Source organism: Eisenbergiella tayi (assembly GCF_001881565.1).
Lineage (GTDB): Bacteria > Bacillota > Clostridia > Lachnospirales > Lachnospiraceae > Eisenbergiella > Eisenbergiella tayi.
On the sequence record NZ_MPDJ01000001.1, the window covers coordinates 1541520 to 1555176 of the forward strand.

The 13657-nt window shown below is 44.9% G+C and carries 15 protein-coding genes; 5 read left to right on the top strand and 10 right to left on the bottom strand.

The window, feature by feature from the left end; all coding sequences use genetic code 11:
- Positions 1-269: 269 nt before the first annotated feature.
- Both BLA28_RS06375 and BLA28_RS06380 read left to right on the top strand, forming a co-directional pair.
- Positions 270-698 carry a MarR family winged helix-turn-helix transcriptional regulator gene (locus tag BLA28_RS06375; protein ID WP_009254965.1) on the top strand — a complete coding sequence of 143 codons (429 nt, stop codon included), beginning with the start codon at positions 270-272 and terminating at the stop codon, positions 696-698.
- 3 nt (positions 699-701) lie between these two features.
- Positions 702-1475 carry a sulfite exporter TauE/SafE family protein gene (locus tag BLA28_RS06380; RefSeq protein WP_069151460.1) on the top strand — a complete coding sequence of 258 codons (774 nt, stop codon included), beginning with the start codon at positions 702-704 and terminating at the stop codon, positions 1473-1475.
- On the opposite strand, the gene BLA28_RS06385 is transcribed toward BLA28_RS06380, so the two are convergent.
- From BLA28_RS06385 to BLA28_RS06410, 6 genes are all read right to left on the bottom strand, one after another.
- Positions 1453-1794, bottom strand: a complete 342-nt coding sequence (locus tag BLA28_RS06385; protein ID WP_069156472.1) for an MmcQ/YjbR family DNA-binding protein — start codon at positions 1792-1794, stop codon at positions 1453-1455. The two genes, BLA28_RS06380 and BLA28_RS06385, sit on opposite strands and share 23 nt — an antisense overlap.
- 19 nt (positions 1795-1813) lie before the next feature.
- Complete coding sequence (locus tag BLA28_RS06390; RefSeq protein WP_009254968.1) at positions 1814-2386, bottom strand: manganese efflux pump MntP; 573 nt, start codon at positions 2384-2386, stop codon at positions 1814-1816.
- Positions 2387-2657: 271 nt separating this feature from the next.
- Positions 2658-3812 carry an alanyl-tRNA editing protein gene (locus BLA28_RS06395; RefSeq protein ID WP_069156473.1) on the bottom strand — a complete coding sequence of 385 codons (1155 nt, stop codon included), beginning with the start codon at positions 3810-3812 and terminating at the stop codon, positions 2658-2660.
- Between the two features lie 30 nt (positions 3813-3842).
- Complete coding sequence (locus tag BLA28_RS06400; protein WP_069156474.1) at positions 3843-4484, bottom strand: non-canonical purine NTP pyrophosphatase; 642 nt, start codon at positions 4482-4484, stop codon at positions 3843-3845.
- A gap of 156 nt (positions 4485-4640) precedes the next feature.
- On the bottom strand, positions 4641-4868 hold the full coding sequence (locus BLA28_RS06405) for a hypothetical protein (RefSeq protein WP_044967484.1): 228 nt from the start codon (positions 4866-4868) through the stop codon (positions 4641-4643).
- Positions 4869-4882: 14 nt separating this feature from the next.
- Entirely contained in the window at positions 4883-5698 is an 816-nt protein-coding gene (locus BLA28_RS06410; protein ID WP_069151456.1) for an SIMPL domain-containing protein, read from the bottom strand.
- 184 nt (positions 5699-5882) lie between these two features.
- On the opposite strand from BLA28_RS06410, the gene BLA28_RS06415 reads away from it, so the two are divergent.
- Positions 5883-7547, top strand: coding sequence for a bifunctional metallophosphatase/5'-nucleotidase (locus tag BLA28_RS06415; protein WP_069156475.1), 1665 nt, complete (start codon positions 5883-5885; stop codon positions 7545-7547).
- A gap of 130 nt (positions 7548-7677) precedes the next feature.
- Here the strand turns inward: BLA28_RS06415 and BLA28_RS06420 are convergent, their stop codons facing one another.
- Entirely contained in the window at positions 7678-8184 is a 507-nt protein-coding gene (locus BLA28_RS06420) for a GNAT family N-acetyltransferase (protein ID WP_009254976.1), read from the bottom strand.
- Positions 8185-8796: 612 nt separating this feature from the next.
- Positions 8797-9510, bottom strand: a complete 714-nt coding sequence (locus BLA28_RS06425; RefSeq protein ID WP_069156476.1) for a hypothetical protein — start codon at positions 9508-9510, stop codon at positions 8797-8799.
- A gap of 237 nt (positions 9511-9747) precedes the next feature.
- Between BLA28_RS06425 and BLA28_RS06430 the strand changes: the two genes are divergently transcribed.
- A complete protein-coding gene (locus BLA28_RS06430; protein ID WP_009254978.1) occupies positions 9748-10278 on the top strand; it encodes a hypothetical protein in 531 nt (176 codons plus the stop codon).
- 234 nt (positions 10279-10512) lie between these two features.
- The gene (locus BLA28_RS06435) at positions 10513-11631 is read left to right on the top strand and encodes an acyltransferase family protein (protein ID WP_009254979.1); all 1119 of its coding nucleotides are present in this window, start codon (positions 10513-10515) and stop codon (positions 11629-11631) included.
- A gap of 7 nt (positions 11632-11638) precedes the next feature.
- On the opposite strand, the gene BLA28_RS06440 is transcribed toward BLA28_RS06435, so the two are convergent.
- Both BLA28_RS06440 and BLA28_RS06445 read right to left on the bottom strand, forming a co-directional pair.
- A complete protein-coding gene (locus BLA28_RS06440; protein ID WP_069156477.1) occupies positions 11639-12520 on the bottom strand; it encodes a CPBP family intramembrane glutamic endopeptidase in 882 nt (293 codons plus the stop codon).
- A gap of 28 nt (positions 12521-12548) precedes the next feature.
- Entirely contained in the window at positions 12549-13583 is a 1035-nt protein-coding gene (locus BLA28_RS06445) for a helix-turn-helix domain-containing protein (RefSeq protein WP_071698896.1), read from the bottom strand.
- Positions 13584-13657: the final 74 nt, after the last annotated feature.

A 13657-nucleotide genomic window follows, 5' to 3' on the forward strand; every position in this document is an offset into this window, starting at 1 on the left:
AATACGCCGGTCCTTAGGCTGCGTCCTTTGCAGCCTTAGTACCGCTGCGCATTTATCCGAGCGAGAGCGTGCCTGCACAGGAACCTTGCAGGGCAGCGGCCGCACAGGGAGACAGCGGGGCATCACCAGGCACGGACCAGGGAGACACGCAGGCGGAAGGCAGGGGCAATATTTTTTATCTGCACCCTTTATACAAAGCTTGACTTTTACGGAGTACATGGTATTATGAATCCAGTTAGTTCTAAAAAGAACTATGCGAGGTGGTGTATATGAATCGTATCATTGAATATCTGATTATAGGGAGAAAGCTGAATAAAACGTACAACAGATACCTGGGTGAGGTCAGTGAGATTTACGGCCTGAACCGGATGGAAATCAACGTCCTTTTATTTCTGTATAATAATCCCGGCTACGATACGGCTTCGGATATTGTGGAACTGCGTTCCTTTCCCAAATCCAATGTATCCAAGGCTGTTGATGTTCTGACAGGGCGTAATTACCTGGAAGGAATTACAGATAAGGAAGACCGCCGGATCATACATCTGCGGATATGCCCTCCTGCTCTTGACGCTGTCAGGGCGGCCAGGAAATGTCAGGAGGATTTTCTTCAATATATTTGCAGAGGGGTTACAAAAGAAGAAATGAAGGTAGTGGATCACGTTATATCCGTTATATCCCAAAACCTGAAGGAGAATTAAAAGATGTTGGAAAAATTAATCGTATGTATTGTTGCCGGCCTGGGAGCCGGTATCGGCACAGGGTTTGCGGGAATGTCCGCTGCTGCCGTTATTTCACCCATGCTCATAACCTTTCTGGGTTTTCCCGCTTATGAAGCCGTAGGCATCGCCCTTGCTTCCGATGTTCTGGCCTCCGCAATTTCCGCCTATACCTATGGGAAGCACAAAAACCTGGATGTGAAAAACGGAATTATCATGCTCATTTCCGTCCTTGTTTTTACTCTCGTCGGAAGCTTCGTCGCCTCCAAAGTCCCCAACCGGTCCATGGGAAGCTTTTCCGTAGTCATGACATTTCTGCTGGGTATCAAATTCCTGGTAAAGCCCGTCATGACTACCAAAGAGACGCAGGCCGATAAGGATACGCGCACCAAAATCATCCAGTCACTTCTCTGCGGAGCCCTGATCGGATTTATCTGCGGCTTTATCGGAGCCGGCGGCGGAATGATGATGCTTCTTATCCTCACCAGCGTTCTGGGCTATGAACTGAAAACGGCAGTAGGAACCAGCGTCTTTATCATGGCCTTCACGGCATTTACCGGCGCGGTTTCCCACTTTACCATCGGAGGGATTCCTGATATTCCTGCCCTGCTGCTCTGTATCCTTTTCACGCTTATAGGGGCAAGGCTGGCCGCCCGGTTTGCCAATAAGGCATCTGCCAAAACTCTGAACCGGGCTACGGGAGGTGTGCTTACCCTCCTGGGTCTGGTAATGATCGTCATGAATTTTCTGCCGGCCTGATAAGCTCGTAGCTTTCTTTTATCATGCGCCGGACATCCCTGTCCGGCACAGAGCCGTCAAGGATCACCGTATTCCAATACCGTTTATTCATATGATACCCCGGCAGTACGCCGGGATAAGCATCCCTCCAGAATTGGATCCATTCGGGATTGCATTTCACATTTACCTGGACAAGGCCGTTTCTTTCATATATATAAGCAAAGGTTTTTTTATTGCCTTTACACCGCATTACCGTCCAGTTGTCATCATGAAAGGGATAATCTTCGTAAACGCCCTTGAATGTGAGGCAAAAGGCTATCATTTCTTTTCTTGTTTTCATCCTTCTTCCCCCTCTTTTATCAAAAGCTTAAAAATCCCAGATGCTCCAGAAGTATTTTGGTTCCCATCAGGATCAGAATAATACCGCCCGCCAATTCTGCCTTTGCTTTGAATTTCGTGCCGAATACATTTCCGATTTTAATTCCGAGGACACTTAAGAAAAAGGTTATCGTACCAATAAAGGATACGGCCGGTACAATGTCCACATTGAGAAAAGCAAAGGTGACTCCCACCGCAAGTGCATCAATACTGGTGGCAACTGCCAGAGGGACCATGGTCTTTATGCCGAAGGAATCATTCTGGCATTCTCCCTCTTCCGCTTTTTCCCTGGATTCCTTTATCATATTCAATCCGATAAGGCCAAGGAGGACAAACGCAATCCAGTGATCAATACTGGTGATCAGATCCTTGAACTGGGTGCCCAGCAGATAACCGATTAACGGCATTCCCGCCTGGAAACCGCCGAAATACAAACCCGCGATCAGCGCATTTTTCCAACTCATTTTTTTCATGGAAAGACCCTTGCAGATAGATACCGCAAAAGCATCCATGGACAAACCCACCGCAATTATCAAAAGCTCCCAAAGACTCATATCCTTTTCCTCCTCGTTTGACCCTTTTATATGGCCAAAATACAGCCGTTCTTTTTCCGGCGTTCTCCGATACCTGTTTTTTACCCCTCCGGCCAGGAACGTCTTTTTTCTTAAGAATAAAAAAAGACCTATCTGCTCTTTGGGCAGATAAGTCTCATCATTTAAAGCAAAGCCAGATAACCGTGTTATCAGTATGTTGACTTCACTACACCGTCAAGTGCTAACTACTCCCTTATCGTGAAATTTATCATATCATTTTGATAAAAACATGTCAATAAAGTTCTTCAAAAAATTTGCGGATCATTCGTTCCTCTGCCTGGACAGAGCCCTGTATCATGGGATTTTTACCGCCGCCCCTGCCATTCAGCTCCTGATTCATGAGTTTTCCCAAAGCGGCCACATCCTTATCCCCGCTGCATACCACATATTTATAACCCTCGCTGTCACTTCCTGAAAAAACTGCGGCCAGCCCGGCCCGGGAAGACAGCATGTCCGCAAGCCTGCGCACTTCTACCGAATTCAGTCCTTTTTCAAAAAGAACCGCCTTCTCCTGCCCCTCCGGCGTTTCCTTCAGGAGCATATCAAAAATACGCTGTTTCAGCATTATATTTTCCTGTTTGAGTTCCTGCATCTGTTCCAGCTGTTTCTGCACCGCTTCCCCGATTTCTTCCGGCTTCGCGGATAGCAGATTGGATACGGCCTTCACATTCCTCTGCTTCCTGTCGTAATCACCGAGGGCCATCCATCCGATCTGAAGGGTAAGACGGATCCCTGATTTATAGTGTTCCGAGGAGGTTACCTTAATCGGCCCTATTTCACCGGTGCGCTTCACATGTGTTCCGCAGCAGGCGCATACATCCGCTCCGGGTACTGTGACGATGCGGATATCCCCGTCAAGCTCCTTTTTGCTGCGGTATTCCAGCTTCTCCAGTTCTTTCTTTCCGGGATATTCCGCAAGTATGCGTTCATCTGCAAATACCACTGTATTAGCCATTTTTTCCGCTTCTGCTATCTCATCCTCAGTCAGAAGACCGCTGAAATCCACAGTCACAAAATCTTTACCCATATGAAAGCCAATATTATCGTATCCGTGAGTCCTGTGAATAATCCCTGAAAGAATATGTTCCCCGGAATGCTGCTGCATATGAAGGAACCGCCGGTTCCAATCGAGCTTTCCGTGCACCATAGTTCCCGGCTCCAGGTATTTAGTGCAGATATGCAGGACATAATCTTTTTTATCCCTCACATCCGTCACTTCCCCATCCTCCAGATACCCCTGATCTGCGGGCTGTCCTCCGCCTTCCGGAAAAAAAGCGGTTTCATCCAAAACGATTTCATATCCGTTCTTTCCTTCCTCGCAGCTCAATACCCTGGCATCAAACTCTTTTATATAGGCATTTTCAAAATAAAGTCTCTTTGTAAACATCCTTCTCTCTCCTTTGCTTCCTCTTCCGGCTCATTTCTCCGGCCTTCCGTTCTGTAAACTCTCTTCCGTCTTCTGCATGGCTTCCCGGAAAAAACGGAGCAATCCCTCTTTCTGTGAATCAAAGCACTGCAGTTGTCCGCCCTCCACGAAATAATTGCCTGTGATAATATCAACGGATATACAATCCAGAGGAAAACCTTCCTCCTTCTGCTCTTTTGCCCTGTCAACCAGATAGAAGCTTCCTCCGCCGATGTCAGCCCCCTCATATTCGTACCGCTCCCTGCTGTTCATGATCAGACAGATGGCATTCCTGTATTCTGCCAGGCATTTTCCTCCCAGCCTGTGGGCGATACCCGAATAATAAGCCGTCATCTCCTCATCGGACAGCCGTCGCCCTCCCACATTGCGCACATGGACTCCCGGCTGTTCTTCCTCCGGAAGACCATGGATATAAAATCCGCTGTCACAGGAAAAAACCGGCTTCTGAAAAATCCGGTAATAATATTCCGCCTTCATTCTGGCATTTTCCAAAGGGGTACTTCCTGACTCTTCCGGACTTTCCTCCACTCCCGCCAAATCATCCAGACCTATCAGATCCACATTCAGTTCTTCCAGGAAATCCTTCATCATCATAAATTTCCCATGATTCCCTGTTCCAAAAATCAATTCCATTTTATCACACCTAACTCTCTTTCGGGAGCCCTTACTTTTCAATGAAATACAGATAGAAGTACAGATAAAAAAGTGAATGCCGCCTGAAGCAGCGGGATTATTCCCATGGTAAAAGCAGCCCGGCTCCCAATCCGCCGCGCTGCTTTCCCGATTTCTCTACCACTCTTTTTTTATTTCCTGTTCCGACAGTCCGTACCGGCTGAGAAAATCCTGCATATCACCCTGGCTTCGGATATACATGATTTCTTCCGTGTGCCCCGTTCTTTTATCCCTGAAGCACGCCACCTTCTCACCCGTACAGATACTGCATTTTAAAACCGGAATCTGTTTTTCCCTGTCAAATTCCGGGTATGTATTTTCTTTTTTCCTTTTGAAAAGAATCACCGGATTCTCATCCCCTATTCCACCGCATAGTTCAGCTTCACCGTAATCATTGCCGTTTTATATCGGGAACTGGTGTCAAAGGCGCCGTCGTAGCTGTACTCTCCGGAGCCGGAATTCTTGGCGGTAATCTGGAAAACCCCCAGGTTCGCACTCAGAAGCTCTCCCGTCCGGCTTCCGGTACCAGCCGCCATAATATCAATCCTTTGCTTGGCGTTATCCGTGGCCTTTTCAATGAGCTCCAGCTTTACCTCATCCAGTTTGGTACAGTAATATTCAGGTGAATTGGATACAAATTCCACCCCGGATTCAATCAGTTTGGTTATATCCCGGGAAATATTCTCCACCTTGTCAATATCCACTGAGGTTACGGACAGACTCTGGTACAGATCATATCCATCCGGATAATCCCTGATATAATTCCCGTTCTCATCATATTCCGTACGATAACGCTGGGAAATATCCACGGAGCTGAATACCAGCTCATCTTCAGAAACCCCGTTTTCCAGCAGATAATCCTTTACAATTTCCGAATCTCTCTTTATAACGGCATATGCCTCTTTTGGAGTAGCCCCATAGGTGGAAAAATTTCCTCTCCATACGATCAAATCGGACTCAAAATCCAGGTTTGCCGAACCTGTTGCCGTAAGCCCTCCGGCTCCGGCGGTCTTCTTATAATTCATTAGGTTTCCCGAAAAAATTATGACACAGATTATAGCCGTAATTCCAGCAATTAATGCAATAATAATCGCTTTCCAGTCTCCCAGTCCGCCTTTTCTCCTGTCACGCTCATATTCCGTCTGCTGACTCACCGTTTCCTTTTTCTCATCCATCGGCATCCCCTCCTTTTTTCTTATACTCAGTACTGCTGTTATGTATTCAGTATAGCAGTGGCGCAGTGAAAAACAAGGAATATTTTCTTAATTCTTGTATTTTATTCCTTTGTTTGATAGTATAAAAGTATGCGGGGAATTGATATTCCTACATAACAATAAATAAGAAAAGGAGGAAAAGAGTATGAAACACAAAAAGCCACTGGCCCTGATACTGTCTTTAATCACGGCCCTCACCCTTTCCATCCCTGTCATGGCACAGGAAGGAAATATTCCCGATAAAATTATCATTCTGCATACAAATGACGTCCACTGCGGAATTGATGACAATATCGGTTATGCCGGCCTTGTCTCCTGCAAGGCACAGATGGAGCAGGTGTACGGCAGGGAAAATGTTACTCTGGTGGATGCAGGAGATGCCATCCAGGGCGGAGCCATCGGCACACTGTCAGATGGCGCATTTCCTGTGGATATCATGAATCAGGCCGGCTACGATATTGCCGTGCCCGGAAACCATGAGTTTGACTACGGTATGGACAACTTTCTCAGGCTGGCAGAAGAAAGAGCCGAATACACCTATGTCTGCTCCAATTTCATAAATCTGAAAACCGGATCCTCTGTTTTTCTTCCCTTTAAAATTCTTTCTTACGGGGATGTGGATGTGGCTTATGTGGGAATTGATACACCGGAAAGCTTTACCAAATCCACCCCTTTGTACTTCCAGGATGATGAGGGGAATTATATCTATGGCTTCTGTCAGGGGAACAATGGACAGGATTTATATGATAACGTGCAGAATTCCGTGGATACCGCCATTGCCATGGGCGCCGATTATGTCATTGCCATCGGGCACCTTGGCTTGGAAGGAAGTACGCCACAGTGGCAGTCGGAAGCGGTTATTGCAAATACAAACGGAATTGATGCATTTATCGACGGACATTCCCATGAAGCCTATGATAAAAAGGTTAAAAACAAGGACGGTAAGGAAGTTGTCCTCGCTCAGACAGGAACCAAATTAAATGCTGTGGGGAAAATAGTATTGGATCCCAAAAACGGGACTATAACAGCCGAACTGATAGAAAATTATACGGATAAAGATCCGGTTATGGATACTTTTATCCATGCGCTGAAGGATGGCTTTGCTGACGTTCTCGGCCAGGTAGTGGCGAAATCCGATGTAACGCTTACCACAAAGGATCCTTCCGGAAATGAACGTCTGATCCGAAACGGAGAAACCAATCTGGGCGACCTGTGTGCAGATGCCTACCGTTCCGTTATGGGCGCTGATATCGGCATTGTTAACGGCGGAGGTATCCGGGCGGATATCAAGGCAGGAAATATTACCTATGAAGATATCATAAATGTCCATCCTTACGGAAATGAAATGTGTGTTGTGGAAGCCACAGGGCAGGAGATACTGGATGCGCTGGAGCTTGGCGCTTCTCTTTACCCGGAAGAAAACGGCGGTTTCCTCCAGGTATCCGGGCTTACCTATTCCATAGATCCTTCCATCCCTTCTTCCGTAATCAGGAATGATGAAGGTGAATTCCTCCGGGTTGACGGGGAATACCGGGTATCCCATGTGCTTGTTGACGGCATTCCTCTGGATCCGGCCAAAACCTATACCGTGGCCTCCCATAATTATATGATTAAAAACGGCGGAGACGGCTTTACTATGTTCCGTGATAATAAGCTTCTCCAGGACTGCACTATGCTGGATAATCAGGTATTGATTGATTACATCACAAAACAGCTTAAAGGCATTGTAGGAAAAGAATATGCCATGCCTTACGGTGAGGGACGGATTTCCAATATATACAGCGCTTCCGCCGCTGGAAATGCCGCATAATATCCTTCTTTTACGTTTTTCGTTCCGAAATATCAACAGCCTGATTTTACCTGCAGGCCAAAAGACAGCCGGGCCATATTTTATGTATATGGCTCCGGCTGTCTTTTCCTTTATCCGTTCCTCTGCTCCGTCATACATGAATAACCGCATATAAATAGGAATCCTGTATGCACCCGTTTTTAAAGATACTTTTTCTTTTTATTCCCTCCAGCTGAAAACCAGCTTTTTCCAGAACTCCTCTGGAAGCCAGGTTCGTGGAAAAAGGCTCCGCATAAATCCTCACCAGCTTATAGCGCCGGAAGGCTTCCTCGCACATCTGCTGCACCGCTCTGGTCATAATCCCTTTTCTCCAGAAGGGCTCCCCAAGCCAGTAGCCAAGCTCCGCGGATTTGCAGTACACATCATCCTTCAGCATAACCGCAATACTCCCCACAGCTTCCCCATCCACTACAATCGCCCTGGACAGCTGCGTTTTTCCTTCTTTCTCCATACAGTCCCCCACAAACCACTGCGCATCCTCTTTTGTATAGGGATAGGGGAAGGAATCTCTCAGCCTCCCCGCTATTTTTTCATTATTTGCATATTTGGCAACTCCAGCAATGTGATCCTCTTTCCACTCTTCCAATATAAAGTCCATGTCAATCCTCCGATATCTGATTTCCTGTTTTCTGACGGAAACCGGGGTTTTTCTCTTCGATTCCGGTTCCCCCACCCTTAGTGACAGCTGTTTTATGCCGCGTCCTCATACGCAAGAAGACAGCGGCCCCAACATGACTATAGGGCCCCTGGAAATCCATTCATTTTTCTTTTTCCATCCTCTGGATTTAAACATAACCCAAAATCCTTTCTTTACCGGAACCGTACTCACGGCGCCGCTCTTCGAATTCCTATTATAAAGAGTCAATTGTCCCGCCGCAGACAACGGAATATCCAATTTAAAACATTGCTGCCCGCAGGAATTAACCGCAGACAAAAACCGCATGGATTATCAGAAATATAAATCTGGAATCCATGCGGTAAAATTCAATCTATTCAGACCACACAGATACAAGCCTCTGCGTACTTGCATCTGCATTATACAGCTACAAGCACCGGAAGTTCATGGACATGACTGCGGGCATCATGAAATCTGCAGTTTTGATCATTTTCTCTGCCATAAATAACTCCTGTACCGTGAAATCTTTACCATTTTGTATCAGTGTAACAAAGTCGGATGTAAAAATCAACTCATAACAGCATATTTTTAAAATTAATTAATATCGGGCACTAAGGAAAGCGCACCTCCATATCCCATATCAACCGTCCACTGCCCGTCTGATTTTACTTCCAGATAGCAGTTTGTTTTTTTAGGATTATTTAAGACTGCCTGTCCGGAATAGGCGCCGATATTATTGACGAGAAGCTGGCTGGTTCCGTCGGAATAATGAGCCCACACAATAAAATTACCTTTTCCGGTGTTGTTTATGGATACTGTTGTCCCTGTGTCCGGCAGATTAAATACACCTGAAACTTTATCTCCTATACTCGTTACTGAATTTGTAGACAGATTGGTAACTGTGGATACCGTAATCGTCCAGTTTCCTTCGGCTCGAATATCGAAAATCCCCAGCGGCACCGCATCACTGCCGTCTGACAAAAGGGTTGTGCCGGCATAGGAACCAATACTGTTTACGAGAAGCTCGGTACGTTCATCCGTAATAAAATTTACAATAAAATTTCCTTTTCCCCCATAGGTAAAGGTAACCTTGTAGGCCGTTCCCTTAGGAAGCGCCGTATTGAGAATGGAACTGTTACCGCTGCCGGCATATTGAAGTACAGGAACTGCCGCCGGAACAGAAACTTCACTGAAATCAGTCCTTACGGTTACCAGGCCAACTGAGTTCGCAGCATTAACAGACAGTGCCGCACCGCAGATCATCGTGAGTGAAAGACAAAAAGCAAGCAATTTTTTAATCCTATTCATATGACACCTCTCTACTTTCTTTTATTTTTAACAGCTTCTTTTTACAGCGCCTGCAAAGATACGTTCTCTGCATACGGGCTGATTATAGCACAGGCCGTATATCCATTCAATTCATCAGCACAATAATTAATAAAAGTTTAGGAAACCGGTTTGTCTTTTATAAAATAAATTGTAAATTACCTTGGTTTGCTGTCCGATAATGTTTATAATAAAAGAAAATACATATAGGAGGGCATTATGAAAAAGAAAGGGTTGTTACTTGTATTTATGCTGATATTGGGAATGCTTCTGTGCTCATGCTCCGGAGACTCACCGGATAAAATGACCGGGGTAAAGCTTCCGTCAGGAGAAAAACTGGAATTATACATGAGCCGTGATAAAGTGGAAGAGCTCATGAGCAGTTACGATTACGAAGTAATGCTTAAGAAGTATAACTATGGTTTTGTCACACTGGGATATACAGACGGCCTGTTATCCTATATCTCTTTTTCGAACGATTCCAAAACGAAACTTCTGAACGGATTAGGAATCGGCAGTACTGATTACGAAAAATATGGATTCCAGTTGGACGGACAGCATGTAAACACGGATCTTCTGTTTCAAAAGGTAAATGGCAAATATGAAAAAATAGACAGTGCGGAACAGGCAAGAGATTTTGAATTTCAGGAAGGATTTGATGCCGGTATCATAGTATCTGATGACAATAAGGTTGATACCGTCATTATTTGTGATTTATATACTGTAATATGGGGTGATTATGAAGAATAACTCACTGAAGTATTTATAGAAAATATTGGAAAATGCGTCTATGGGAAAATCCATAGACGTTTTTTTATGGTGTCTTTTTTATTACTATCCATACTAATATTAAGAAATTTTTAAAGGTATATTCCATAAGGCTTTTCATTTTTGAATTATAGTGTAAGATATATTACATGTTTTTCCATAACAGGAAGAATACTAACCCTGTATGGAGCATATTCTTTAATAAGGGAGTTTTACATGTATTTTTTTATACTTATTCTGTTGTTTATCCTGCTTTTTCAGGTAAGCTCCTCCGGACCGGAACATTTCCAGGAGGAACATTTTACAAAAAACTTTGAACTGCCGCTCCGAGGTTTTTTCACATTAGTTATCGTTTACCACCACCTTTCCCAATATCTGGACAACCCCGGTCCTTTCCGGGTCTTTCTGGAGGTGGGGATCCTCTGTGTGGCTGCATTTTTCTTTTATTCCGGATATGGCCTGATGAAAAGCGTTCTTACCAACAAGAACTATTTTCATCACTTTTTTCTGCGCAGATACATTAAAATTTTTGTTCCCTTTTTTATCTGCAATGCCCTGTATCTTTTTGTTTATTATCTGACGGGAGACCGCTATGGCCTGAAGCTGTCCCTTGAATATTTAAGCGGCATACAGCTGATCAATCCCCAGTCCTGGTATATTATTGTAATTGCCCTGTTTTATTTCGTATTTTTTCTGTCCTTCCGTTTTATCAGAAAAAAGGGAATCAGTTTCCTTTTATTGGGTATTTTCCAGATTGTGTTTCCCACCTATTGTATGGCAAAAGGCCCCGGTATTTACTGGTTTCAGGGTGAGTGGTGGTTTAATTCCAGCAGTCTGTTTTTTATAGGCATCCTCATGGCACAATTTGAAAAGCCCATTATGAAATTTACCCGGAAATGGTACTATTGGCTCCTTCTGCTCTCTGCCGGGACCTTTCTCTACTTTTTCCCAAAATCTGTCCAGGTGTTGGATCAAATCGAACCATTGTTAACGAATGAACATATTTTTGTAAAGGAAATGATTGGTAACTGGATCTGCTTTATATGGCAGACAATTGCTGTGATTAACTTTATGATTTTTGTTTTCCTGCTCACCTTGAAAATACGGTTTTCCAATAAATTTCTTTCCTTCCTGGGAACCAGATCCTTTGAAATTTATCTGATCCACGGGCTGTTTCTGGAGGTATTCCGAAGCGACAGGTTTTATATTCAAAGTGATTTTTTATACACCGCGGCAGTTCTTGTATTATCTTTGGGCTGTGCTTCCCTTATGTACTATCCCTTCAAGATGATCTCCAGGAAATTGGAGGAATACAGCCTTCAGCTGTACAGCTGAGCAGTTATCAAACCGGAATCTGTTCGGAGCCCTTCCGGCAGATATCCCAAAATGCGGCTGCCGCCAGCCCTGCAAAAATAATGCCTCCCAGTATCCCCGTCGGATCCGGTCCGAGGAACGGATTTACCTGCGCACCCATAAAAAGAGCCGAGGGAGAAAAAAGGTCCATGCCATTAAGCGCCGCATGGAATACCACGCAGCTCCATATGGATCCGGTTTTGAAAAAAAGCCATCCCTGGATACATCCCAGCACCGTGCTGAACACCACCATAGCAAAAATTCCCGCAATCGGATGAGCGGTTCCGTAGTTAAAACCACAGGCGATCACCGGTGCATGCCATAGTCCCCAAATCACCCCGGTAAGCAGAACCGCTTTCCATGGTTTCATAAATTCCAGCAGTTTGGGAAGAAGATACCCTCGCCAGCCCGCTTCTTCCCCCAGACACTGTACCAGTCCCATCAAAGGGTTCACCAGAACTGCAAGCGGAAGCATGGTTCCCAGATAGCGGAAATAATCCATGGTAGTTTTTATCCCTTCCTCCCTGGCACACAGAGAGGAAAGCGGCTGGAAGTCTTCCTGGAATATAAAAAAATAAATAGCTGCCCCCATAAAAGCAAAAAGCGGTGTTAAAATCCATGCAGCCAAATACCACTTCCCGTTTTTCCTGAAATAAGGGCGCAGAAATAAATCCTTTGTCCCCTCCTTTGTGATCAGCCTGGCAGCAAGAGCGCTCAGCCCCGGTGTCAGCAGAAGCAGAAGCAGAATGTTATCCTCCCTGCTCCTGATATATGCCGTGCCCAGAAGGCCTAAAAAAATAAGGGTAAAAATACTGAAAATCATTATACGCCGTTTATTCTGATTCCGAATTACATTTCCATCCGTTCCCATTTCATTTCTGTCCCTTTTCTATCTTGCTCTATGATTCCGCACTTCGTTTTTTTACAGTAATAATAATTCCCCCCACGGTAAAGGCAGCTGCCAGCAGGATACAAATAAGAAACAGAATCATGGTTGTATTTCCATTAATATAATCCCCGTTCCATATCCGGAAATCACATGGCTGCATTTGGAAGGGCACTCTGTCTATAATCACATGCAGAATACTGTTGATAAAAAGAGTATAAATCCCGCTGAATCCCAGTACCATGGCAGTCCGGAAGTAGGGGTGGATTTTCAGATAACGGATAACCGCCAAAAGCACCCACACGTATAAAAGCCCTGCCAGAGCCACAGGGCAGGCTACTGTAAAGTAGGCTCCCATATTTCCGGTAAAATGCAGGGCCGATGCCAGCAGGATAAACAAAAGAATGGTATCAGCAGTAATACACAGCAGCGCTTTATGCTGATACAGACTTCCCGGAAGCGGCAGGCTGGGAAGTATAAAGGGCAGAAAAACTACGGAGAATCCCAGGGTCACCGACCACATGGCCACAAAAAACCAGCCTCCGCCCGTATAAACCGCACAGATAAATAAAAGCAGAAGCAATGAAATCCAGAAGCTTGCCAAGGTAATCGCCGCCCTGTACTTTTGCAAATATAAAGGAAGGGATAACAGCGTAAATGCCGTAAGGATTCCGCTCAGTACAATAAAAAACCAGGAAAGCCTGTGTTCCACAGCCAGATTGGTAATAAAACATGAAATCAGTGCAATTCCGTAAACAACCAGCATTGTTATGGAATAGACATGAACCATTTTCTGATAGGATGCCGCCTGTTTTTCCAGCTTTTTCTGTTCCATATCCTCACTTGCCGTAATCAGCTCATGTTCACTGATATTAAGTACACCGCAGATCTGAGACACCAGTGAAATGTCGGGATAAGAAATTCCTCTTTCCCATTTCGAAACGGCAGACTCCGTCACATATAATCTTCGGGCCATCTCCTTCTGCGTCAGGCCGCATTCCTCTCTCTTTCTTCTAAGGAACTTACCAAATGTATCCTTCTCTTCCATTTTCCAGATTTCCTCTCTTTCCCCGTCTGTCCTCCCGGAGTATAAATTTTCTTTTTCTTTTCTTATACCCTTTT

Bases quoted from the DNA above. Each gene is read 5' to 3' on its own strand.
- BLA28_RS06375 (WP_009254965.1), top strand. From the start codon at position 270: ATGAATCGTATCATTGAATATCTGATTATAGGGAGAAAGCTGAATAAA.
- BLA28_RS06380 (WP_069151460.1), top strand. From the start codon at position 702: ATGTTGGAAAAATTAATCGTATGTATTGTTGCCGGCCTGGGAGCCGGT.
- BLA28_RS06385 (WP_069156472.1), bottom strand. From the start codon at position 1,794: ATGAAAACAAGAAAAGAAATGATAGCCTTTTGCCTCACATTCAAGGGC.
- BLA28_RS06390 (WP_009254968.1), bottom strand. From the start codon at position 2,386: ATGAGTCTTTGGGAGCTTTTGATAATTGCGGTGGGTTTGTCCATGGAT.
- BLA28_RS06395 (WP_069156473.1), bottom strand. From the start codon at position 3,812: ATGTTTACAAAGAGACTTTATTTTGAAAATGCCTATATAAAAGAGTTT.
- BLA28_RS06400 (WP_069156474.1), bottom strand. From the start codon at position 4,484: ATGGAATTGATTTTTGGAACAGGGAATCATGGGAAATTTATGATGATG.
- BLA28_RS06410 (WP_069151456.1), bottom strand. From the start codon at position 5,698: ATGGATGAGAAAAAGGAAACGGTGAGTCAGCAGACGGAATATGAGCGT.
- BLA28_RS06415 (WP_069156475.1), top strand. From the start codon at position 5,883: ATGAAACACAAAAAGCCACTGGCCCTGATACTGTCTTTAATCACGGCC.
- BLA28_RS06420 (WP_009254976.1), bottom strand. From the start codon at position 8,184: ATGGACTTTATATTGGAAGAGTGGAAAGAGGATCACATTGCTGGAGTT.
- BLA28_RS06425 (WP_069156476.1), bottom strand. From the start codon at position 9,510: ATGAATAGGATTAAAAAATTGCTTGCTTTTTGTCTTTCACTCACGATG.
- BLA28_RS06430 (WP_009254978.1), top strand. From the start codon at position 9,748: ATGAAAAAGAAAGGGTTGTTACTTGTATTTATGCTGATATTGGGAATG.
- BLA28_RS06435 (WP_009254979.1), top strand. From the start codon at position 10,513: ATGTATTTTTTTATACTTATTCTGTTGTTTATCCTGCTTTTTCAGGTA.
- BLA28_RS06440 (WP_069156477.1), bottom strand. From the start codon at position 12,520: ATGGGAACGGATGGAAATGTAATTCGGAATCAGAATAAACGGCGTATA.
- BLA28_RS06445 (WP_071698896.1), bottom strand. From the start codon at position 13,583: ATGGAAGAGAAGGATACATTTGGTAAGTTCCTTAGAAGAAAGAGAGAG.